At 47.3% G+C, this 23,530-nt stretch carries 20 protein-coding genes and 1 riboswitch; of the genes, 12 read left to right on the forward strand and 8 right to left on the reverse strand.

The features are described from left to right. Positions 1-1,464, reverse strand: coding sequence for a precorrin-3B synthase (gene cobG, locus C7B65_RS06235; protein ID WP_073074215.1), 1,464 nt, complete (start codon positions 1,462-1,464; stop codon positions 1-3). 63 nt (positions 1,465-1,527) lie between these two features. Then, positions 1,528-1,600, reverse strand: a riboswitch (adenosylcobalamin-variant (AdoCbl-variant) riboswitch). A 110-nt stretch (positions 1,601-1,710) separates the two neighbouring features. Here cobG and cbiE point away from each other — a divergent pair. The 5 genes from cbiE (at position 1,711) to C7B65_RS06260 (ending at position 7,324) form a co-directional block, all read left to right on the forward strand. Then, complete coding sequence (gene cbiE / locus C7B65_RS06240; protein WP_073074190.1) at positions 1,711-2,928, forward strand: precorrin-6y C5,15-methyltransferase (decarboxylating) subunit CbiE; 1,218 nt, start codon at positions 1,711-1,713, stop codon at positions 2,926-2,928. Positions 2,929-3,239: 311 nt separating this feature from the next. Next, complete coding sequence (locus C7B65_RS06245; RefSeq protein ID WP_073074189.1) at positions 3,240-3,836, forward strand: hypothetical protein; 597 nt, start codon at positions 3,240-3,242, stop codon at positions 3,834-3,836. 56 nt (positions 3,837-3,892) lie between these two features. Continuing rightward, the gene (locus C7B65_RS06250) at positions 3,893-4,162 is read left to right on the forward strand and encodes a GlsB/YeaQ/YmgE family stress response membrane protein (protein ID WP_073074188.1); all 270 of its coding nucleotides are present in this window, start codon (positions 3,893-3,895) and stop codon (positions 4,160-4,162) included. Positions 4,163-4,306: 144 nt separating this feature from the next. Beyond that, positions 4,307-4,978 carry a hypothetical protein gene (locus tag C7B65_RS06255; protein WP_143162084.1) on the forward strand — a complete coding sequence of 224 codons (672 nt, stop codon included), beginning with the start codon at positions 4,307-4,309 and terminating at the stop codon, positions 4,976-4,978. 36 nt (positions 4,979-5,014) lie between these two features. Continuing rightward, positions 5,015-7,324, forward strand: coding sequence for a Tex family protein (locus C7B65_RS06260; protein ID WP_073074186.1), 2,310 nt, complete (start codon positions 5,015-5,017; stop codon positions 7,322-7,324). On the opposite strand, the gene C7B65_RS06265 is transcribed toward C7B65_RS06260, so the two are convergent. From C7B65_RS06265 to C7B65_RS06275, 3 genes are all read right to left on the reverse strand, one after another. Further along, positions 7,321-7,668: a type II toxin-antitoxin system VapC family toxin gene (locus C7B65_RS06265; RefSeq protein WP_219898390.1), complete on the reverse strand. Its 348-nt coding sequence runs from the start codon at positions 7,666-7,668 to the stop codon at positions 7,321-7,323. The two genes, C7B65_RS06260 and C7B65_RS06265, sit on opposite strands and share 4 nt — an antisense overlap. Positions 7,669-7,725: 57 nt before the next feature. After that, on the reverse strand, positions 7,726-7,980 hold the full coding sequence (locus C7B65_RS06270) for a hypothetical protein (protein WP_073074185.1): 255 nt from the start codon (positions 7,978-7,980) through the stop codon (positions 7,726-7,728). 81 nt (positions 7,981-8,061) lie between these two features. After that, positions 8,062-8,292, reverse strand: a complete 231-nt coding sequence (locus C7B65_RS06275; RefSeq protein ID WP_073074184.1) for a hypothetical protein — start codon at positions 8,290-8,292, stop codon at positions 8,062-8,064. A 197-nt stretch (positions 8,293-8,489) separates the two neighbouring features. On the opposite strand from C7B65_RS06275, the gene C7B65_RS06280 reads away from it, so the two are divergent. Further along, positions 8,490-10,796 carry a GUN4 domain-containing protein gene (locus tag C7B65_RS06280; RefSeq protein WP_073074183.1) on the forward strand — a complete coding sequence of 769 codons (2,307 nt, stop codon included), beginning with the start codon at positions 8,490-8,492 and terminating at the stop codon, positions 10,794-10,796. 609 nt (positions 10,797-11,405) lie between these two features. Here C7B65_RS06280 and C7B65_RS06285 read toward each other — a convergent pair. After that, complete coding sequence (locus C7B65_RS06285) at positions 11,406-12,722, reverse strand: tetratricopeptide repeat protein (protein ID WP_073074182.1); 1,317 nt, start codon at positions 12,720-12,722, stop codon at positions 11,406-11,408. Positions 12,723-13,216: 494 nt separating this feature from the next. Here C7B65_RS06285 and C7B65_RS06290 point away from each other — a divergent pair, with 494 nt between their 5' ends. Then, positions 13,217-14,191 (forward strand): hypothetical protein, encoded by a 975-nt coding sequence (locus C7B65_RS06290; protein ID WP_143162083.1) that lies wholly within the window; start codon positions 13,217-13,219, stop codon positions 14,189-14,191. Continuing rightward, positions 14,125-14,730 carry a hypothetical protein gene (locus C7B65_RS06295; RefSeq protein WP_143162082.1) on the forward strand — a complete coding sequence of 202 codons (606 nt, stop codon included), beginning with the start codon at positions 14,125-14,127 and terminating at the stop codon, positions 14,728-14,730. Before C7B65_RS06290 ends, C7B65_RS06295 begins: the two co-directional genes overlap by 67 nt. Before the next feature lie 239 nt (positions 14,731-14,969). On the opposite strand, the gene C7B65_RS06300 is transcribed toward C7B65_RS06295, so the two are convergent. Next, on the reverse strand, positions 14,970-17,753 hold the full coding sequence (locus C7B65_RS06300; protein WP_073074179.1) for a zinc-dependent metalloprotease: 2,784 nt from the start codon (positions 17,751-17,753) through the stop codon (positions 14,970-14,972). 188 nt (positions 17,754-17,941) lie between these two features. Between C7B65_RS06300 and C7B65_RS06305 the strand changes: the two genes are divergently transcribed. Continuing rightward, positions 17,942-18,682, forward strand: a complete 741-nt coding sequence (locus C7B65_RS06305) for an SDR family NAD(P)-dependent oxidoreductase (protein ID WP_073074178.1) — start codon at positions 17,942-17,944, stop codon at positions 18,680-18,682. A gap of 157 nt (positions 18,683-18,839) precedes the next feature. Here the strand turns inward: C7B65_RS06305 and C7B65_RS06310 are convergent, their stop codons facing one another. Further along, positions 18,840-19,328 (reverse strand): crossover junction endodeoxyribonuclease RuvC, encoded by a 489-nt coding sequence (locus C7B65_RS06310; protein ID WP_073074177.1) that lies wholly within the window; start codon positions 19,326-19,328, stop codon positions 18,840-18,842. A 291-nt stretch (positions 19,329-19,619) separates the two neighbouring features. Here C7B65_RS06310 and C7B65_RS27335 point away from each other — a divergent pair, with 291 nt between their 5' ends. Continuing rightward, a complete protein-coding gene (locus C7B65_RS27335; protein WP_143162081.1) occupies positions 19,620-19,862 on the forward strand; it encodes a hypothetical protein in 243 nt (80 codons plus the stop codon). Between the two features lie 43 nt (positions 19,863-19,905). On the opposite strand, the gene pheS is transcribed toward C7B65_RS27335, so the two are convergent. Continuing rightward, positions 19,906-20,907: a phenylalanine--tRNA ligase subunit alpha gene (pheS, locus tag C7B65_RS06315; protein WP_073074176.1), complete on the reverse strand. Its 1,002-nt coding sequence runs from the start codon at positions 20,905-20,907 to the stop codon at positions 19,906-19,908. Between the two features lie 72 nt (positions 20,908-20,979). On the opposite strand from pheS, the gene surE reads away from it, so the two are divergent. Together surE and C7B65_RS06325 are read left to right on the forward strand one after the other, a co-directional pair. Beyond that, the gene (surE, locus tag C7B65_RS06320; RefSeq protein ID WP_073074175.1) at positions 20,980-21,768 is read left to right on the forward strand and encodes a 5'/3'-nucleotidase SurE; all 789 of its coding nucleotides are present in this window, start codon (positions 20,980-20,982) and stop codon (positions 21,766-21,768) included. A 434-nt stretch (positions 21,769-22,202) separates the two neighbouring features. Then, positions 22,203-23,444 carry a hypothetical protein gene (locus tag C7B65_RS06325; protein ID WP_073074174.1) on the forward strand — a complete coding sequence of 414 codons (1,242 nt, stop codon included), beginning with the start codon at positions 22,203-22,205 and terminating at the stop codon, positions 23,442-23,444. The last annotated feature ends 86 nt before the right edge of the window (positions 23,445-23,530 follow it).

Below are 23,530 nucleotides of genomic sequence, written 5' to 3' on the forward strand. Positions count from 1 at the left end.
TCAACCTGTGATCGAATGCGATGTGAGATATTGATTATTTTTTGAGCTGAACCATTGCTGTAACTGATCCATAGAGTGTCGATCTACAAACATCTTAAACGATTCGTCTAGCATTCGCTGCTGTTGATAGATTTGTAACATCTGCTTGATTAAAGATGTCACCTCTAATGCACTCACCGATCGTATCCGCCGACCAAACGACGAATCTCTAGTGCCTACATAAACGTCATAACCCTCGATCGTCGAATTCCCCGCTTTCATCTCAATTCCAACCAGCGCAATATCACTAGGCGTTTGTTGAGCGCAAGACTTTTCACACCCACTGAAGTGAATATTAAGCGGCTGATCTAAATGGGCTGTTAATTCCACCAATCCCAGCGCCTGAGTTTGAGTATCAGTCAGCCCTGACGCGCATCCTTTTCGACCCGAACAAGCGACTAATGCACTCTCAAAATGAGTCGCTGATGTGTGAAATCCTAAATCGGCGATCGCCCCTTCTAAATTACCCAGGCGATCGTCAGCAACATCAGGAAACAAAATCGTTTGCCAAGGAGTAAGACGCAACGTGCCACTGTTCTGGCGTGTTAACTTGGCTAAATTTCTCAACTGCCAAGATTCTAGACGACCTAACGGCACAGCGATTCCTAAGTACGACAAGCCTGTTTGACGTTGGGGATGAATGCCAAGATGATTGTAAGACTGAGGTGACGATCGCAGCAAACTTGCTTCTCGCCGCAGCGAAAATCCTAACAAATGTTCCACTCGTTCTAAACAACTTTCGACATCCCAACTTGCTAGGAGATGACGAAATCGAGGTTTACGACCTTTGCCAGAATAATAGCCTTGAGTGTAGTCAAGATATACCTGAGTTAACGCAGCGATGAATGCCAAGCATTGATTTTCTGAAACGAAAACACCAACATCTCCAGAATTGTGTGCCTCTACATTCAAACACACCCGAAAACCAATCTCTGAAGACGGCAATCTGTGAGCGACTAACCCAATATCATTACGGCGATCGCGCACCGAAACCCATTCTCCTCCGTCAAAGCAAACGCTAAATTTGGGTGACAAAGCCGCCAACTTAGGATGAGTTTGAAGATAATCATCTAACGCTTTCACCAACGGGCGAGTATCGATTAACATCTGCGAATCAATGCCAGCCGTTGGACTCGCCATAATATTCCGAATCGGGTCAAGGCTGATGGTTTGTGCCGCTAACTCTAATGTTTGCAACCGATGAAAAACATCAGGCGTGATCGGCGTGTGAATCTCCCGAATCTGCACATTGGCCCGATTCGTCACCTGCACATAGCCTGCCCCAGACTGATCCGCGAGATCGGCGATCGCGTCACACTGTCGATCGGTGAGAATTCCGCCCGGAATCCGCATTCGAGCCAGCATTCCATCTTGGGCAGACGAACCATAAAACAAACCCGGACAAGTCGGCAACTCAGACAGCAATGGATCAGTCTCCTCCCCGTGCGACGCAGGGAATCCAGGGTAATTTGGTCTTGAAGTGACCTTTCTAGAATCGGCATTCTGACTTTTACAGTTGCGGCACAGCGTCGGAATCACACCGAACTTTCCCAACTCTAGATCTAAGCACACTACCATACACCACTGACCCGATTTTTTGAAGACTCACCTTTCTTAATAGAAGCCTGAAACCTTGTACGATCGTTCAATCACAGTAGGACGAGTTTAGAAATGCAGATGTGGCTCTCAGTGATTGGCATCGGTGAAGACGGAATCGCGGGACTGAGCCAGATCGCTCGTTCTCTACTCGATCGGGCTGAAGTGATCATTGGCGGCGATCGTCACCTCGCGATGCTGCCCAAAGACGATTGGCGAGAAAAACTTGCCTGGAGTTCTCCGCTAGAAGCAACCATTGATGAAATCCTGCGTCGTCGGGGACAGACCGTTTGTGTTTTGGCCAGTGGCGACCCGATGTGTCATGGAGTGGGCGTAACGCTGACTCGTCGCATTCCCATCTCAGAGATGATGATTATCCCTGCGCCTTCTGCGTTTAGTCTTGCCTGTGCCCGCTTGGGATGGTCACTGGCGGAGATTGAAACGTTTAGCCTCACCAATCGTTCGGTTTCTACGATCGCCACTGCCCTCGCTCCTAATGCCCGATTATTAATCCTCAGTGCGAACAAAACTACTCCTAATCACGTTGCAGAACTGCTGAACCAACGCGGGTTTGGTCGTAGCAAAATCACCGTCCTAGAACACCTGGGAGGCACTCAGGAACGCCATATTGACGGGACTGCTAACACTTGGGGCATTCAAGACTTGTCAGATTTAAACACGTTAGCGATCGTGTGCCGCTCCGATCCAGGTACGGTTCCACTTTCTCGCACCGTTGGCTTACCTGATGACGCTTATCACCACGATGGGCAACTGACTAAGCGCGAAGTGCGATCGATTACCTTATCCACTCTCGCGCCTTTGCCCGGAGAATTGCTTTGGGATGTCGGCGCGGGCTGTGGCTCGATCGCCATTGAGTGGTTACGGAGCCATCCTCGCTGTCGTGCGATCGCCATTGAGCGCCATCCAACACGTTTGCAATACATCGCAGATAACGCCTCAGATCTGGGCGTTCCCCATCTTAAAATTGTTGCCGGAGAAGCCCCCGCAGCCCTTCAAGCTTTACCGCAACCCGATGCCATTTTTATCGGCGGAGGCGTGACTGCCGATCGTCTCCTTGACCTTTGCTGGAGTGCGCTATGTCCGGGTGGTCGATTGGTGGTCAATGCAGTAACGATCGAGAGTGAACAGATCGTTTTGCACTATCACCGTTTATATGGGGGTGATTTGATTCGCGTTGGCATTCAGCGGGCAGAAGCGATCGGAGCGTTCTTGGGCTGGAAGCCTCTGATCCCGGTAACTCAATGGAAGGCAGTTAAACCTTTGACGGACTGAAAAGTAACCCCGATTGTTGAAAGGGCTGCTGATTCGGCAGCGATCCTAGCGCGTGGGTGCGCTTGATCGCCCTGATGCTGGACGGGGTGGTTTCGATTTTGACGTTTTTATTTTTGCGGGAATCATCCTTTAGCTAGAGGAAGTGTTATTTCTCTAGGTACAGTGATTGGCTCCTTTCTAGGGAGTAATTTGTATTCAAGAACACCGACAAAGCTTGGTAATTCTGGGGGCATCAATCAGTCGCCATATCTTCGAGGAAGCAGTTTAACGAAGGCTTTCAAATACTCGCTCTATAACCCTTCATTTTTAATATGGCTAATCTAAACGATCGCGAAAACAACCCCAACAACGTTCCTAACCCAGACATCCCTCCTGTTGTGGAACCTACTCCCGTTGAGTATCAGGAGGGCTACACTCAAGGGCGTGCGGTTGAGCAAAATCGCTACGAAGCCAATCAGCAAATCCGTGATAATGACAATGCGGGTCGGGGTTTGCTTATAGGACTCATTCTCGCTGGCACGGCGGCGATCGTCGGCGGCGGTCTCTATCTGCTCAATCAGAGCAACCAAACCCCCGTCCCTGTCAACAGCACGATTGTGGTGCCCAGTGCGGCTCCTTCGCCCAGCGTTAGCCCCTCTCCTCAAGTGCGAGAACGAATCATTGAGCGCGATCGTGTGGTGCCCGTGCCCCAAGCACCTGCTCAAGCCCCTAGAGTCAATATCACGATTCCTCAGCCCCAGCAGTCTGCCCCTGCTCAACAAGCTGCCCCCGCTCAATCTAGTCCTCAGCCGACTAGCCCAGCTAATTCTGTTCAACCAAATTCGTCAACAAATAGCCCGGCGAATAGCGGTAGCAGCCCTAGTCCTGGTTCAACAACCAATCCTACGGGAACGGGTTCTGGTCAATAACGACTGTTTTGTTTGCTCAACCATTGTTCGATTGAAACCATAAAGGAGTTAAGTCAATGAATATTCTTGCTTGGATTGTGTTGGGAATTATTGCAGGTGCGATCGCGAAGGCGATTTACCCTGGTCATCAAGGTGGCAGCATTTTAGGCACCATGGTCTTAGGCATTGTCGGTGCTTTTATCGGCGGCACAGTGTTCATGTTGATCAACACAGGAACATTAGCGATTACGACTGCATCGTTAAGCATTCCTGGGATCATTGTCGCTGTTATTGGTGCGATCATTGCGCTTTTCTTGTATTACCAGTTTAGTCGTCGCGCTTACTAAAGTATTCTGACCCTGCTTTAAGCCTCCAATCCTCAATGAGGATTGGAGGCTTTTTTGGGCTTCTTGCCAGTTCCGTGCCACAATTTTCTCTGAGTGCTCTACGATCGACTTGGCGCTTTTATATCTTCTCTAGCTGGTGTGACTATGATGAAAATTCAAAATTTGGTCAGTCTTAAAGGGCTGCGCCTTCCCGTGGCGCAGATTGTGACTGCAAGTTTAATCGCGATCGCGCTACCAATGGCTCCTGCACAAGCTCTTTTTGGAGGATCGCGCAACCCTTATGAATCCTGTGCGGCTGATTTGACTCGTGCTCAAGTTTCCGCAGCAGACGCTGCTAGTGCTTGCGGACAGGCCCTCAGACCTGACGACTTGGGCACCTGCGTTAATCGCATCGCCGATCAAAAGGTTTCGGGAGCCGATGCGCTGTCAGTATGCCGTCAAGTGCGACGACCCGTCGAGGCAGCAAGCTGTGTCGTGAGCATTCGTCGAGGCGTGTCAGACACGGCGATCGTTGATGTGTTAGATAGCTGTCGTCGCAGCCTGCTGCCCCGAACATTTTCAGATTGTGTGGTGGGTTTAAATAGTCAGACTAAGGTTGGGGGTAAACAAGCGATCGCGTCCTGTCTAGATACGAACGATCGTCCTCGTGATCTGCTGCCTACCTTTATTCCGCTCGGCAACGAAATTCCCATTCCCACGGCTCCTTCAGGGATTCCGACTCCGGTTGTGCCTTCGACCACTCAGCCTCCGACTCAACCCTCAACGCCCAACACAACGCAGCCGTCTGGCTCTCAACCTGTCCCGGCTCTCTATTAATTTGTTCACTCGATCGACTGCACTTCACCTTTGCCCATGTTAAACATCTCTCAACTTCTGGCAGAAGAATTGTCTCTGCATCCTGCTCAAGTTAAAAGCGCGCTGGAATTGTTTGCAGAGGGAGCGACAGTTCCGTTTATTGCGCGATATCGCAAAGAGCGAACTGGGGAAATGGATGAGGTGCAGTTGCGAGAGTTGTCCGATCGCTTCACCTACTTAACTGAGTTAGAAGAGCGTAAAAAAAGCATTCTAGAGTCGATTTTGTCTCAAGATAAACTTACTGACGCTCTCCGAGTTAAGATTGAATCTTGTTTGCAGAAAAACGAGTTAGAAGATCTCTATTTGCCGTTTCGCCCCAAGCGACGAACACGAGCGACGATCGCTAAAGAAAAAGGTTTGGGTGAGTTAGCAGATTTGATTAAATCGTTGAATCAACCTAATACTCCTACAACCTCCTTAGAAGACGAGGCGACGAAGTTTTTATCTGAAGAAAAAGGCGTTAAAACAGTTGAAGATGCGCTGAAAGGTGCGGCAGATATTCTTGCAGAGGAAGTCTCGGAAAAAGCAGAACTACGGGCTTATCTGCGAGAGTTTTTATTAGAGACGGGCATGTTTCGATCGAGCATCAAAGCCGACCACGCTGAAGGCTCGACGAAGTATGAAATGTATCGCAAATTTCAGGCGAAAGTTAGCGCGATCGCACCTCACAATCTACTCGCACTCTATCGAGGTGAGACAGAAGGTGTTCTGAATTTTGGTCTAGATTTTGACGAAGATGCCGTTCTAAGCTATTTAGAAGCAGAAATTCGCAGCAAGGCAAAACCTGTGCGAGAGTTTTATCGATCGATGCTTAAAGATGCGTTTAATCGATTGATGAAAACGTCGCTGATTACAGAAGTTCGGGCTGAGAAAAAGACCGAAGCGGATATCGAATCGATCAAAACATTCGAGTCGAATATGCGAGAGTTGTTGCTCTCTGCGCCTGCCGGAATGAAGCCAACGCTGGCACTTGATCCAGGGTTTCGGACAGGATGCAAAGTGGCGGTTCTCGATCAAACGGGACAGTTTTTGCAATACCAGGCGATTTTTCCACACACGGGGCAACAACAGCGAGTTCAGGCGATTGCAACGCTAAAGCAACTCCTTGAAAAACACAAGATTGAATTAATCGCGATCGGAAACGGCACTGCCGGACGAGAGACGGACGAATTTGTAACTGAAGTATTGGCAACGCTAGATCAAAAGCCAATCAAAGTCATGGTGAATGAGTCAGGAGCCTCGATTTATTCCGCGAGCGATGTGGCGATATCAGAGTTTCCCGATTTAGATATCACCGTCCGAGGCGCGATTAGTATTGGTCGGCGATTACAAGACCCGCTAGCAGAATTAGTCAAAATCGATCCGAAGTCGATCGGAGTCGGACAATATCAGCACGATGTTGATCAAAAACTGCTCAAAAAGAAGCTAGATGAGACAGTTGAGAGTTGCGTTAACTATGTCGGAGTCGATCTCAACATGGCTTCTAAAGAATTGCTGACGTTTGTGTCTGGCATTTCGCCTGCCATTGCCAATAACATTGTCGCTTATCGCAATCAAAATGGAGTATTTCGAGATCGTAAAGCCTTACTCAAAGTTGCCAAACTAGGCCCTAAAACCTTTGAGCAAGCTGCCGGATTTTTGCGAATTCGCGGCGGCAACAATCCTTTAGATAACACTGCCGTTCATCCTGAAAGTTATGGCGTGGTGAACGCGATCGCCAAAGACTTCTCAGTGCCGTTGACGCAAACGAGCCAGATCGCAGATCACCTTAAAGCCAATCTCAAAAAGTATGTGACCGACACGATCGGAGAACCCACCCTCCGCGACATCATCGCAGAATTGGAGAAGCCCGGACGTGACCCTCGCGCTGAGTTCAAATACGCCACATTTAAGGAAGGCGTGAAAGAGATGTCTGACCTAAAAGTGGGAATGGAATTAGAAGGAGTGATTACCAACGTCGCAAACTTTGGCGCGTTTGTCGATGTTGGGGTACATCAAGATGGCTTAGTGCATGTGTCACAACTTGCCGATCGCTTCGTCAGCGACCCTCAACAAATCGTCAAAGTCGGGCAGGTCGTAAAAGTTCGAGTATTGGAAGTGAATCAGGAATTGAAGCGAATTAGTTTGTCGATGAAGTCAGGTGATCAATCGGATAGTCAACCAATTCGTAAACCAGAAACTCAACCGATTCGCAAACCGGAATCTAAGTCGATTCCCAAACAGAATATTCAACCCAAACAAACCCCTTCTGAATCAAAATCGCCAACGCTAGACGATCTAAAATCAAAATTCGGCAAGAAACGCTAGAGCAGTTTGGTGAATCCGGCTTGTTCAAAGTGACAATCGGAGGTGAACGATCGAGTGATTCCCTCGCGAGACATCACGACAAAGCTAATATAATCAGTTAACCCCCAACCCTTATCTGAGCGTTTGCTGTAGAGCGCCCAGCCTTCATTCAATAGTGCCGAACTAACAGGAACGATTTCTAGCCTTTCAAGAGTACGAATTCGATTGAAATATTCAACCATCAATCGTCGTAGTGGAGGCTCACAAAAAGCATCCGCAACTTCTAGCCATACGAACTCCGTTGTTAACAAATATTGGTTCTGCTGCTTCAACTGAGCCATGATTTGCTTGGCTTGCTGATGCATCCCATCAGTCTTACTTAAACAGGGCAATCCAAGCAGCAGTATCTACAAAAACTTTGCTCAAGGATAAGGCTCTCGCTTAGGGGTGCCGTGAATATAGTGATCGTGCTGATGAGCTAAATCGGAAATGCCTGTCTCGATCGCATTTTGATCGATAAACTCCATAAAAGCACTCCAGGATTCATCGCTTGCTGAATTAGAATTATCAGGCTGTATTTCCTCAAAGATGATCACAACCTCCTGTCCCTCCTGGGCTGGAACAGGTTGTTCGAGATGAATGACCCCATTTCGATAAGTGCCCTTTACTGATGGCATCGCAACCTCCTCCTTTTGTATCGTGGCTGATTATTATAGAATACGCTCTCTAGCCGATCGCCGACTTAGCGATCGTGACCTCTACGCGTAGTTCTGATAGTCTTGGAATTCTTCGGGATCTTCGTCAGTCCATTGCGTGAGTTCGCTTCCGATTTGGTAGAAGGAACGCATCCGTTCAGCCGCTTGAACGAGACTGAGGTTTTTCGGTAGAGCGATGTTCTGACGCAGAAGATGAGAAGCAACCTCGATCACTTCTAGTGTTTCCTCTGGAGTGAGGTATTGAAGGGCTTCGAGAACCTCGTTTTTACTCATGACTCAGATGGATTTTCTCAGAGTGAAGTGGATGGGTCTATTATCATTGATTTTTAGGTGATCGATTTTGAGGGCGATCGCACACTTAATCTACACTTCTTTGTGGTTGCGATCGTCAGAATGTTGGGTTTTTCCTCAGTGAGAATTTGCCCAGTATAGAATTGGAAACAGATAGTTTCTCCACGCTGAGAGTCACCATGCCTGACGAACCCCAGAAGTTGCCCGAAGCGAAGTCGAGTGACTCGGCTTCACCTGTTTGGAACCAACAGATCGCGGAAATGATGTTCAAGGCGATCGGGGGCGGAGGATTTGCGACTCTGATCGCGCTGTTCATGAGCAGTGAGTTACCCAAAATTGCGATGGCTGGGGCGCTGGGTTCTGGTGCAGGTCTGGTTTATGCCTTTGTCGATCCGATTGCTCGCCGCGCTAAAAAAGGGGCAGAAAAAGCTGGAGAAGGCACCGCAGACTTTGCCGAAAGTGCCGTTAAGGGGATAGTCGATAAGGTAACGCGCCTAGACGATCGCTACTTGGAGTTGCAAAAGGAAGATTGCCAAACGTCGGTTTGTGATGGCATCAATCAGGTTTTCTCACCATTGCTAGAGGAGATTTTCGTACCGTTGTCGATTTCTTACAACGCGCTGATTCCGGGCTGGAGAACGATCGCGAATGATCATGCAGGAGATGACGACGTAGGGCTGGCAGCAATGCGATCGCCAGAGGCAGACGAGTCACAGATTTGGCAATTGCTCAAGGCGGCAGAGAGTCAGTCTGCTTATCGGCGAATGGCGGTTTTGGCGTGGGGTGGCTATGGCAAGACGACGCTGCTACGACACATTGCTTACATTTACAGCAGCAAGCAACACAAACGCTACAAAGTAGGGGCAAAAGTGCCTGTGTTTTTGTCGCTCAAGACTTATGGCAAATGGGTAGCTGAGAAACCGGAGATGACATTGCCCGATGTGATTATGCAAAAGCACATTCCGCGTTTGTCGTTGGATTTGCACTTGGCGGCAGACTGGGCTAAAGAGAAGCTGAAGTCGGGAGAAATGGTGCTGCTGCTGGATGGTTTAGATGAGGTGTCGGAGTCAATCCGTCCAGTCGTGACAAAATGGCTCAAGCGAGAACTGGCGCTCTATCCCAAGGCGATCGTCATTCTCACGTCTCGCCCTAAAGCCTACACTGAGCAATCTCCAGCATCGCGGTTGGATCTGCGGATGACCATTTGGATCGAGCCATTTACAAAATTGCAGCAGAAAGCCTTTATTGATCGCTGGTATGGCTATCAGGAGGTCTACGCAAATAATGGACGAACTACCTCAGATGTGACGCGACGAGCGGCAGAAAAGGCAGCAGGACTGTTGGCGCAGATTCGGGCACGTCCAGAGATTGAGGATTTGGCGAAGATTCCGCTATTGCTGAATATGATTGCGACGTTTCATCGCTTGAGTCCCAATGTGCAGTTGCCTAAGCGCAAAGTAGATTTGTATCAGGCGATTTGTAAGCTGCAACTGTGCGATCGTCCTGGTGCTAAAGAGCTAGAAACCTTGCTTACAGAAACCGATGCCCAAACAATCTTGCAAAAACTAGCGCTAGAAATGCTGCTCAACAATCGCGAAAAAACCATTGAGCGAGATGCATTGTTAATGCGACTCACAACCTATCTGGAAACTGAGAATGAATCAGTCAAAGCACTTCCATTTTTGGATGAAGTGGTGCGGGTGAGTGAGTTGTTAGTCGAGCGAGACGAGCAAGAATATGAGTTTGCCCATTGGAGTTTTCAGGAGTATCTGGCAGCAAAGGAACTGTTTGATCACAAACGAGAACAGGAAATCATCGATCGCCTAGCGATACCAGAATGGAAACCGATGATTTTGATGTATGTAGGGTTGTTGAAAAATCCGAGTGGCTTGATTCGATCGATGGTCGATCGTGGCTTAACCGATCTCGCTGCCGCCTGTCTGCACGAGACGACCAAGCAGATTGACGCAGATATAGCTGAGGAACTAGAGCGCTTAACGACAGTCGTGCTCGTCTCAACCTATGCAAAGCTAGAAGCTCTGCTGAAAGCCGGAGAATGGCGAGAGGCAGATCGAGAAACCTATCGAGTCATGATTAAAGCAGCTGGAAAGGAATATGGACAGGGGCTTAGTCGGGAAGATTTAGAAAACTTTCCTTGTGAAGATTTGCTGACCATCGATCGCCTCTGGATCGAAGCCAGCAACGGGCACTTTGGCTTCTCGGTGCAAAAGAAGATTTGGCAAGAATGCGGTAGCCCCATGACAGCGGGCGAAAATTGGGATCGCTTTTGCGTTAAGGTAGGGTGGCAAAACTTAGCCACAACGGCGTACATGGAGTACACCCAACTCAAGTTTTCACCAACTATTTCCCCTGAAGGAGAATTACCTAGATTTGGCGTTGTACCTGGTGTGGCGGGGCATTGGGTGTGGTGTGGCGTTTTCTTCTCTCGTGCAATGATTTGTAAACTGTTTCTGCATTCGACTTGAATGTCCGTAACTGTAACAGGCAAGGAGTTAAGTTCTCAAATAAGAAATATGGCTACCAATTTAAGCTGGGACAGTAGATCGCTCAAAGCTTAAAGCTTCGTTCAATCTGTCCCGCTTTATGTCGGTAGCCGAAATATTTATACCTTCAGTTTCTACGACATATCGACCTCCTAGCGATCTGTTACCTGGCACCAGCCTCTTTTTTCTACTCCTGCCTAAAATAGTTGTGGACATCGATTCTATTCGGGGCGAGGTGGAAACTCGTTGGCTTTCACAAACTTTGCTGCCACTGCCCCAATTTGCTCATTGGGCAAATCCTAGTCATCCCAGAGAGACTTTACACCCAGACAAAACGATCGCACGTTTCGCATAGTTGTTTTTACAATACGATCGTAGCGTTCAAAAACTTCAACACCAATCACAACAAAAGACCTCCTGCACAAATCCGGGAACGCCCCCTAAATCCCCCATTCTGGGGGATTTAGGGGGCAAAAGCCGACCTAAACGGAGCGAGACCTGAGAGCAGTTTATATCTGAAATCCTATTCACGCAGGAGGTCTAAAGATTCGAGTTTAAGCGCTAGCGATCGTCACTAAAAACTGATTCAACTCAAATAGAATCTGACAACTGACTCTGCTTCAAATACTTAAGCGAAAGGTTCCGACCGCTTTGAGCGTTAGGAAAATCAGGAGTCAGCGCTAGAGCATTGTCATAGCTGACGATCGCCGCCTCGTGCTGCTCTAATCGACTTAGCGCCACCCCCCGACTATACCAGGCTTTATCGAAGGGGTTTAGACTCAACGCTTTGTCATAACTCGCCACGGCTGCCTGACTCTGCCCAATATGATCGAGCGCTCGACCCCTGCGATACCAGCATTCGTCACAATTGGGATTGATGGCTAACGCCCGATCGAAGCTCTCGATCGCGTCTTCATAGCGCCCCAATTTACGCAAGGCCATGCCGCGACCACTCCAAGCCTCATAAAAATCGGGTTTGCAAGCCACGGCACGATCGTAATATTCGACCGCCTGAGCAGAATCTCCTAGCCTCTGAAGGGCGCATCCCTGATTATAGAGAGCCTCCGGGAAATCGGGCTTTAATTGCAGGGCGCGATGATAACTCTCGATCGCGTCTTCATATCGCCAAAGAGCCTCTAGCGTGTTGCCCCGGTTATACCAAGCTTCGTGAGCAGCCGGATTTAACTGCAAGGCAGTATCATAGCTTTGCAGCGCTTGTTCATGAAAACCTAACTTATGCAACACGTGGGCTTGACTAACCCACACACCAGGCACATTTGATTTAATCTGCAAGACCCGATCGTAGCTGTTGAGCGCATCTTGAAAGTGTCCCAATCGGCTGAAGAGATTCCCTTGATTGTAGTGAGCATCAGAAAAGTGAGGACGCACCTCTAGCGCTTTGTCATAACTGACGATCGCAGTATCATACTGCCGCAGATAGGTTAAGACAATGCCCCGGTTATACCAAGCTCGTGCATAATCGGGCTTGAGTTTGAGCGTCTCTTCATAGCTGTGAAGGGCTTCTTGACTAGAGTTGAGCTTCATCATCGCGTTGCCCCGGTTATACCAGGCTTTATAGTTTCTGGGATCTAGCTCAATGGCGCGATCGTAACTAGCAACCGCTTCGTTATGGCGGTCTAGCTTTGCCAGTGCCATGCCTTGATTGTTCCAGGCAGGGGCATAGTCAGATCTGAGCAGAATGACTTCTTTAAAGCTGACGATCGCCGCTTGATAATCTCCCAAATCGTAAAGGGCTTTGCCACGCTCATACCACCCGGCATACCAATCGGGCTGGTTTTCTAGCGCTTTATCAAACTGAGCGATCGCGGCTGCATAAGCTTTGGCTTTGCTCAACTGCTGCCCCTGCCGAAAAAAATAGGTGGCTTCTGAATTAAGAGGCTGACTCATAACCCCAATAATGAAGTAAGAACAAGCATTTCTTCACTAGTATCAACCCTATTGGCTGGGTAGCAAAGTGATTATCTCTGGAGGGGGAGCGATCGCATCGAAAATCGAGCGCAGTAATCAGAAAACAGGCAATGCTGGGGCGCTCTCTGCCAACCGGACTCAATCTAAAAATATACGAAATCTTTCCGTATATCCATTCACACGAGCGTATTATATATACGGAAAGATCCAACCTATCCACCTGATGTGGGGTGATATGCGGGAACTTTCTCTCTAGTAATCGTTGTATGCACCAAACAAAAATGGCGGTGATTGTTTAGCTTCGGTTCAGCCATCCCACTGCGTTGCTGACCAGGATTGTGATCGAAATCGTGATTGTTCAGCACAAATGAACAATATATTAATTAGAGTAATTTAGGAAGAGAATGAGCATCCCATCTGTCATACAAACTCTGATTGGACTATTAGTGGTATACATAGGTCTTAGCTTGATAGTGACTCAAATCAAGGATCTGATCATTCGGAATTTAGATAGAAGCAAACATTTAACAAGTGTAATTAAAAGAAGCATATCTAACTCTCTGGAGGAAGCGCAGGTTGAACACCTTCTAAGTGGAATTTGCGCTCATCCTCTTATCTATTCTCCTAAGAGAGACTACCAGGAGACTATTAAAGTAGTTCGTTCTATGCCTGAGCGAATTACTTTCTTACTGGCAGGCAGAAAATATCGTAATTACAGTAGAGATCGTGCTAAGTTACCTCAGTCTCTGTCTTCGGATCTTTTTTCGATCGCTTTTATACAAACAGTCGGACTAGATTTTTTAACTCATGAATTAACGCGAATAAGATTAGAAAGCTTAATTAATAGAATGAATAAAGCTATAGAAGATTTAGCTTCAAAGATAAAACTCAATTTATTAAAGCATGAATACTTTGATGTCTTTAAGCAAGATTGCTCAATCATTCTTAATCTTTATTTATTAGAGGGAAACATCGATCTATCTTTAGCAGTCGATCAAATTTCAGAAAGCTTTGATAGTTTAATTTTATCCTACTCTGAAGATGAATTAATTAAAGATGAATTAACAAGAAAATTCATTCACAGAGTTACTTTACTGAAACGAAACATCTTAGGTCAGGAAAATGGGAGAGCTTTTCTTTTAGGCAGGTTATCGCCTAAGCCATTTGAGATTGCTAAACTTTTAGATCAAAAGAGCGATATTTACAAAGAAGTTCAAAAGTATTTTGATTCACTTCAAGGGACTCTTTCTCAAATCAACTCAAAATTGGATCGCTACTTTGAGGAACAACTAGTAGAGCATAACTATATTGACGATACTAACTTTAAACAATCAGATCTTTCTTATGAGCAGAGACACATTTTATATGATATAGCTTTACAATGTTTGACGGACGAAGAGAGAATAATCTTTGTAAATACCAATCCTATCGAGAATTTGAAAAGATAATAGGAAGGCTTCCCCGTTCTTTAATAGACAGCATAAGTATTATTATACGAAGAGCCGAGCAAAAAATAGAGAAGAGTCAAATCAGTTTTCAAGGAGAACTAGATGGTTTGAATGAATTTCGTGAACAAGTCGGTACTTGGTTCAGTCGTATTTTGAAACGTGAAGAGTTGCTTTTTGAAAACAAAACTTCAATAATTTCATTCCTAACTGGGATTTCGATCGTTTTAGTTTTGAACATCGATACTTTTAGTATTGTCAACTGGTTGTCTACAACATCAACTCAGACACAAAATGGAAAACAGATAGAAATGGCTTTTCCTATAGCTTGGCAACCTAGAACTGTCAGTCGTCAGTTTAATTGTCCTTTGCTATCTAATCAAAAGTCTGTTACGCTGCCGGACTTACAACATTGTTTTTCTACTTCTCCAAACTCTTCTGTAAGTGTGATTCTAGGTTGGTTAGTAAGTAGTATGGCTATTTCTTTGGGTGCACCATTTTGGCTCAGTTTAATTTCTCAGTTAAAAAACATTGCTAAGTGAAAAACTAGAGTGTGAGCACTTTCCCTCAAGTAGGAGGAGTTAGCTTCTATGTGCTGCATGCTACTTGAGGGACGATCACGCTGTTTCTGGACTACAAAAGCGTCACATAATTTTGCTCATGCAGACGACCACCAAGAGGCTATGGGCAACGTTAGATCATCAGACCCAATTGCCAAAGTTAAGTTTTAGATGCTGTCGCCATGCTCTAGAGGGGAGAGCCTTTTACTTTCGCTTAGGTTTTATTGCGATTGCAGTCTTGCTTCTAGTGCCTTGCCGATGCGATCGTGCGCCTCTTCTAAATGCGCCTTGGTGTAGAGATCTTTATCATCGACTTTTCGCATAGCGCGATCGAGCCTGCCGTGAAGCTGCTTGAGTTCATAACGGGCGATCGTGCGAGCATCTTCAGGGGCATCGCTTTGCCGCAGCACCATTGCAATCAGCGTGTTCATATATTCACGTTGCAGAGCGCGACGCAGACCCGATAATTTAATGCGATCGCCTGCTGGTTGCATCACATCGCCCCAGATGCTAGTTTGCAGCGTGTCAAACAATTCGGGAATCATCATGGCTTGTCCCGGCTCGGTTTTGAGTTCGGCATCTCTGAGACGGGCGAGGCGATCGTAACTCAGCAAGTCAGCCAAAACCATCGATTGCAAAAACAAAATATTGTCGTGAATGGGATAGTCTAAATTGCTCGATGGCTCGGTGCCCCAATGACTCCAGCGAGAAGGCGCGAGTTTGTTGAGAAACTCTGGTGAAAATCGGAAGGTTTCTTCGTTAAAAACATTTTTTTGCAGCACGGCTAATGCTTGACGCTGTTGGGCTAAAGGCACTGACTCAAATGGCAAACGTCCTTTTGCGTCACCATAGCGATAGCGATTAAAGAATTGTCCGCCAATATAATCGGTTAAGAACAGTGAGTATTGAAAGTAGTAATCAAACACCGCATCAAAAGCAACGCGAACCTCATTAAAGCTTTCACCTTGACTGGGATAGCGGCGATCGACTTTCTTCCACATTTCGCGCGCATTGTCCATTTGCCATTGCGTGTAGGTGAGCAAATCGCCGCTTAAATCAAATACATTCACCTTGGGGTCAAGAAAAGAGGAGACATCTTCATCGGTGGCATAGGCGAGGGCTGGCTCTGGTGCCCGTTGCGCGATTTTGTCGAGAATGCGCGTTTCGGCTTGGGGCACGATCGCGTCAATCGGCGTGTAGCCATACTCGATCGCCCATTCGTCATAAGGCCCGATCACTGAGGTGAAGAAGTCACCTTGCTTGGTGCCTTGCGGAGCCAAATTGACCGGATTGTAGTCCATCACGGAGGCAACAAGTCCGTTCTTTTGAGTAATCGCGGTGTTGTTTAATTCTTCTGGCTTTAGCATTGCGCTGCCGTGAAAATTATGTCGCAGTCCCAAGGTGTGTCCGATTTCATGGGCGATTAATTCGCGCACAAATTCATGCACATAGTTTTTCATTTCAGGACTGCTCGGCAAGACGTTTTGAAACATCGATAACGCCATATTGCCGACTGCAAATTGTTTGGCTGCGTCTAGCCCATAGCAAAGGTCTTGATAGTTTCCTAAGTGAGAACCAAACCTCAGTTTTGGCACGGCAGGTTGCTGAGTTTTTGCTGAGTGGCGCTTGAGCGATCGCGCCGCCATGCCATAGTTGCAGAGGTTAGAGTTTCCGGTCAGATGGGCGGCAAAGGGCGCGGTTGACATCTGATTTTGCTCAACGAGGCTGCGATAGTCTTGTTTGAGCGATCGCACAAAGTCTGCTGACACCATCACGTCTGCATCTAAAATCTCGCCCGTGAGTGGGTTAACCCGCGACGGCCCCATCGCAAAAATTGCATCCGTTGAGTTAAACCAGCGAATCGTGTTGTAGCGCACGTCTGCGGGGTCCCAATCCGCCTTGTCGGGCATTTGCCGCACTTCGATCGCGTCTTTAAACCCAATCTTTTCAAAGGCCCGATTCCAGAGCAAAACGCCTTCTCTCACGGCATCACGATGTTCGACAGGAATGGTATTTTCGAGCCAAAACACGATCGGCTTTTTGGGTGCAGAGATCGCGGCGGTGGGGTCTTTTTTCTCTAGATTCCAGCGATTGATGTAGCGAACAAATGCTTGTCGCGGTGTATCGTCGTCTAAATCCTTAAAAGCGCTGATGAAGTAGCCGATACGATCGTCGGCTAACCGGGGATGATAACCATTATTTTCGGGCAGTTTAGAGAAACTATAGCGAACGCGCAAATTAAACGATCGGCTGTCGGGCAGTGCGGCAATGTAGCTGGGCATCGCACCCTCGCCTTCGCCACCCGAAAAACCAAAAATCGACTCAATCTCAACGTTAAGCGGAAAGGCTTTTGCTTGGCTCAGATAAGATTTGCTGGCATCGATCGTATAGCTGCTTTTGAGATAGCTGGCTAATACGGGGGTCAGTCCAGGTAGGTCACTCAATAATAGAGGGGTCAGATCGACCAGAATGCTTTTTCGCTGAGGGTGAATGCTGCGAATGGGCAAGACTTCTAGCACCGAGTCACTGAAGGAGCGATCGACCGATCGCGCCATCGGAGTCCCAGCTTGGGCTCGGAAAAACGTGTTAGGAATTACAAACTGAATGCCATTATTGACGCGGCAAAAGGTGAAGAGAAAGTCGCCGAGCGGCAATCCACTATAAATTCCTCGCTCTCCCAGACCCGATTCGAGCGTCATGGCGGCGAGATAATTGCGCTCTAACTGGTCGGGCTGAATTTCGGCAAACAGCTTTCCTGTCTTTTTGTTTTGGTAGAGAGCAAACAGCCCCGGCGATCGAGTCGCTCCATGCACCACTTCGTCAAAGGGTTTGAACTGAGGCTTTTCTGGTTCACTGTCTTCTTCCTCTGCTGGAGTCTTTTTAGGTGCCTCTGCTGGGGGAGTTTGAGCGCTTATTTGATCCGGCAACCATTGGCGGAAGCCCAGAGGCACCATCACCAGAAGCAGCCCAAGTAAAAATGCTAGAAAAATCGATCGTGGTTTCATTCTGATTGCCGTTTACCAAAGCAAGAGTTTTTTAGTCGCAGATCACCCACACTTCTTGATGATCAACGCTACCTCCCAATGGTAGAGGATGACATCGGAGTTTAGCTTTTCTTATGAATCGAGTTTTAGAGTACTCTTTTCGTAAAGTTGAGTGATATAGTCAGGACGCTTTCTATCTCAGTGCTAAAATGAGCGATCCCAAAGCTGCGCTAATTGTCGGAGCGGGTCAGGGAATTGGCTTAGAGTTTGTGCGGCAGTTTCTCAAGGGAGATCGGGTCGATCACGTCTACGCCACTTATCGCACACCATCTTCAGAATTGGTTGGCGTTGCCGATCGTCGGTTACACTGCCTGCAAATGGACATCACTGAAGAATTGCAAATTGCATCCGTGATTCAAAAGATTCAAACTGAGACGACAACGCTGGATGCAGTGATCAATTGTGTCGGTCTGCTGCACGATGAGACGATGCAGCCCGAAAAGAGTTTACGGCACCTCAATGCCGATCAGCTACTGCACTACTTTAAAGTCAATAGTGTCGGGGCAGCGATGTTAGCCAAGCATGTGCAGCCTTTGTTGAAACATCGAAACCGGGCCATTTTTGCAACGATTTCCGCTAAGGTTGGCAGCATTGGCGATAACGAGTTAGGCGGCTGGTATGGTTATCGCGCTTCTAAAGCCGCGTTGAATATGTTTATGCGAACTGTCGCGATCGAATATCGGCGCACTTGCCCCAGCACGATCGTAGTCACGCTCCATCCTGGCACGACTGATACTCAGTTATCTCGTCCGTTTCAGCGCAATGTTGCCCCTGAGAAGTTGTTTTCGGTCGATCGCACCGTGCAGCAGTTGTTAACTGTTCTCGATCAGCTAAAACAAGCCGATAGCGGTGAATTCTTTTCTTGGGATGGCAGCCGATTGCCTTGGTAGGCAGGGCTATTTCACGCGATGTGCGACTAAGAACCCTCACCCCAAACCCCTCTCCCGCAGGAGAGGGGCTTTCAAACGATCTCTGGTTCCCTCTCCTGTGGGAGAGGGCTAGGGTGAGGGCTGCTTTTGGGCGGTTTTAGGAAAGTCGCACATCGCGTTATTTCACATTGGCGCTCATTCCGATCTGAGCGGCGTAGGCGATCGCTAATCCATCCGCCGCGTCATCGGGTTTGGGAATCTCTGACAGACTAAAAATCATCATCACGGCTCGCTGAATCTCTGATTTATCGGCTCCATATTTTGATACGGCTGATTTAACTTGCGATTGGTGCAAAAAAATTGGCGACCCTAATCCACATTCTCCAAGCGCTAACTCAATCACTCCTAACGCCCGCAGCACCTTTCCCGCGTTTGTGTTTTCTCGCGTAAAAAATGGCATTTCTAGCGCTGCCACGTCTGGTTTAAGCGACTGACAAAGTTCACAAATATCGTCGTGAATCTGCTTCAGCCGCTCAAAAATTGGCCTATCTTTTGACGTTTTGATGACTCCATAATCAAGCACCACACTATCTCGAATCGCCCCATATCCGATCGTGGCGATCGCTGGATCAATTCCTAAGATTGTTTTCCCTGTGAAATCGAGCATGAAGCGAGTAAATCAAAGTCCTTATATAATACACCCGAACTACAGTTGATGTCAGAATAAATACGATAGAAACAAGCGAGACACCCCAAATAACTACTAACTTCAACCCTGAAAACACAAGGCTAAAGTCAAACTTAAAATTCAAATTACATGTCCGAAGAGCTACAACTATCGGTAGAGGTTAAGCCTGTTGTAGTCATTCAAGATAAAACCAGCTTTTTTGTTTGCGAGGATTACCTGCATTCACAAAGAGATTGCTTAAGTTTTTAACAGAGATTCACTGGAGGAGTTATGAAGAAGCTGCTTAAATTTTCGATTGGCACGATCGGACTAATGCTCTTATTAAGCGCTTGTGGAACGGGTAACACAGGGACGGGAGGAACAGGCACTACAGGTACAGACGGAACTACTACCAGCCCACTAGTCACTCCAACTGCTCCGACTACTACGATCTCTCCCACTGTTCGCCCGACGGTGACCCCAACCTCTCCAGCCACAGCCTATCCAACGAGCAGTCCAACCACATCTCCTTAAAATGCCCTGGAGGGCATAGCGCTGCTGTGCCCTCTAAATGAGACTAAAACTGGTTTAAGAACCGCAAATCGCTGCTATAAAGCCGCCGAATGTCGTCGATTTGGTGCATCACCATCGCCAATCGCTCCACTCCAAACCCTGCCGCAAATCCGGTATAGATTTCTGGGTCATAGCCAACGGCTTTTAGCACGTTAGGATCAACCATGCCGCAGCCTAAAATCTCTAGCCAGCGACCTTTCCACTTCACATCAACCTCCGCAGATGGCTCGGTGAATGGGAAGAAACTCGGACGAAAGCGAATCGGCAAATCGCCAAACATTTCTTGCAAAAACACTTTGATTGTGCCTTTAAGATCAGTGAAAGTCAGACCCTCATCGATCGCCAAAATTTCGATCTGATTAAACACTGCTGAGTGGGTTGCATCCACTGTGTCGCGACGATAAACCCGCCCTGGCACCGCAATCCGAATCGGCGGATCGTTGTTCTCCATATAGCGAATCTGCACGGTTGAGGTATGGGTTCTCAGCAGATTGCCATCGGGTAGATAAAGCGTGTCTTGCATATCTCGCGCTGGGTGATCAGGCAAGAAATTCAACGCCTCAAAGTTATAGTAATCAGTCTCCATTTCAGGGCCTTCGGCGACGGTGTAACCCATACCGACGAAGATATCGAGCACCTGATCGATCGTGCCATTGAGCGGATGCACTCGACCTTGAGGACGGAAGACTCCGGGCATGGTTACGTCGATCGCTTCTGACTCTAATCGCGCTTGAATCTGGGCAGATTGCAAGGCAGTGCGCTTACGATCGAGATCTCCCTGAATGGCTTCTTTGACCTCATTGGCACGGGCCCCAATGCGCGGACGATCGGCTGGGTCAAGTTTGCCCATGCCGCCCAGCACTTGCGGAATCGGCCCTTTCTTGCCGAGATATTTGACGCGCAGTTGCTCTAGTTGGTCAAGCGTCTCGGTGTCCGCGATCGCGGCTTGGGCTTCTTGCCGGATTGCATCTAATTGGGATTCAAGTTCGATTGTCTGAGCAGTCATACTAAGAATGGATAGAGGTGCTGGACGCAATAGCGCGTAAAGTCGATTTGTTTTACTAGTTTAGTTGATTCGATGAAACTCCTGATCAGCAACGACGATGGTGTTTATGCCTTGGGCATTCGGACTTTGGCAAACACCCTGGCAAAAGCGGGGCACGATGTGACGGTGGTCTGCCCCGATCGTGAGCGCTCTGCCACCGGGCACGGACTCACCCTTCATCAACCGATTCGAGCCGACATTATAGAGTCGATTTTCCACCCGTCCATCAAAGCCTGGGCCTGTTCGGGCACACCGTCAGACTGTGTAAAGCTGGCACTCTGGGCGTTATTGGATAGCCCACCTGATTTTGTGCTGTCTGGCATTAATCATGGCGCAAATCTGGGCACCGATGTGCTTTATTCGGGCACTGTTTCAGCCGCGATGGAAGGCGTGATCGAAGGATTTCCCAGTGTTGCGTTTAGTTTGACGAGTTCTAAATCTGACGAGTTTCAACCAGCGGCTGACTTTGCCTGTTCTTTAGTTCAACAGTTAAAAGAGAAGCCTTTGCCAGAGTTGACGTTGCTGAATGTGAATGTCCCGGCGATCGCACCCTCTGAAATTAAGGGCGCGATCGTCACTCGTCAAGGCGTTCGTCGCTATATCGATGTGTTTGAAAAGCGGGCTGATCCTAGAGGCAAAACCTATTATTGGCTGGCAGGAGAACTGCTTGAAGACGTGGAAGATCCGCATGTGCCAGATCGGGTTCCGACTGATGTGCAGGCAAATCGAGACCACTACATTACGATTACCCCGCTTCACTATAATCTCACGTCGCCGTCTGGGCTAGAGACAATGCAGAAATGGGCACAGGGGTTTTCTTAAATCGGTTGAGAGTTGCTTAAATAAAGCTAAATCAGAAGTCTTAACTGTCTGGGTTTAGGATGTACTTTGTTACTAGTTCTTACATCTTAATTAATTAAGCAGGACTTACGCATTCACCAAAACCTCGGAGGTTTAAGCCACTCTGTCGGTCACGATGCTTGATTCTTGGTTAAAACCTCGGAGGTTTGCGTAAGTCCTATTAACGTGAATTCGACGGCTTCGTTACAGTTTGTCGTGCCCCCTAAATCCCCCAAGTTTGGGGGACTTCAAGCCAAAATTTCCGGTTCAAAGTCCCCCAGAATGGGGGATTTAGGGGACAGAAGCCGCTGACAACGCAGCGAAAAAACTCGTCGAACTGACGGCCTATTAAGAAGTGACAAGTCCTTTAATCTGAGCATCATTGCTTCTTTCTCTTCGCCCTTTTATAACCCGCCATGTTTTCTAGAATTCGTCGTATTGTCAATCGGTTTTTTAATCGAGCAAGCACCCTTAATAATGAGCCGCTCAACAAAGTGAGCTTAATTGTGCTTATTTTGATTGATCTTTTTATCTTATTTAATGTCTTTTCAGGACTCAATGACATTAGTGGATGGCACATTTCGCCATCACAAGCTTATCCCTGTTATTCAGATTGGCAAACTCATCAAACTCAAACCAATCAAAATAAAAACTACGAGACAATTCGTAACACGTTTACGTCTTCATACCCTGGATCACCTAGTTTTCGGCAAACCTATCAGCAAGCTGCAACAGGACATCTAGGCGAAGTTTCTGAAACTTGCCTGAAGTTTGCAGACTATAAAGACAAGATTAAAACCCCCGAAAATCAAAAGATCGTAGGACTCATTGACCAGAAGCAAAATAGAGTTAGCACGATCGAGCAATCTAATCGCAAAATTCGCGAACAATATGACTCAACGCTGTTAGAAAAAATTGCAGGTCAGGGTCGTGAGCAATCGATTAACGCAGTCGGTGCTGAAAAAGCAAAGCAAGAGCTAGATCAAAACAATCGCACGATTTCTACGCTGAAAACAGAGATTTCTGATCTTAAAAATCAACTGATTGCCAAGCCAGAAAGTGCTAGTTTTATCGCATTTCTGAACGACAAAAACAGCTTTGAAAAAGTCGAAAAAGGCTATAAGCAAGCCTCTTTTTGGTATCCCAGTATTCAGCTTGCTTTTCAGGCTCTCTTTCTGTTGCCGCTGATTTTCGTTGCCTTATCAGTCTATAAATTTGCTCAACGCAAAGGCTATGGACTGATCTCGCTGATTAGCTGGCACTTGCTGGTGATCTTCTTTATTCCCCTGATTTTCAAAGTTTTTGAATTCCTGCAAGTTGGGGCACTGTTTGAATTTTTTGTCAGCATTATCAGCACCTTGTTTGGTGGGCTGCTGTTCCTGATCAATTACGTCTATATTCTGCTGATTCCACTCGTCGGTTTTGGGATCATCAAATTTTTTCAAAAGTTCGCATTTAATCCTAAGATTCAAGCAGCAAATAGAGTTCAAAAATCAGAATGCCTGCAATGCGCGAGAAAAATTCGCCACCATGATTCTCACTGTCCACACTGCGGTTATTTTCAATATGCCGAGTGTCCAAACTGTCATGAATCGACTTACAAAAATTTACCTTATTGCAAGCAGTGCGGGTATCCTCAACCGTCTAATCAGGGCTAGTTAGTGTTTAAGTAGGTGGGTGTGGAAAGAGTAAGCTACATAAAGGAAAGTTAAGCGTTTTAGCAGAATCAGGTTAAAAGCAATAT

This window comes from Phormidesmis priestleyi ULC007, assembly GCF_003003695.1.
Lineage (GTDB): Bacteria > Cyanobacteriota > Cyanobacteriia > Leptolyngbyales > Leptolyngbyaceae > Phormidesmis_A > Phormidesmis_A priestleyi_A.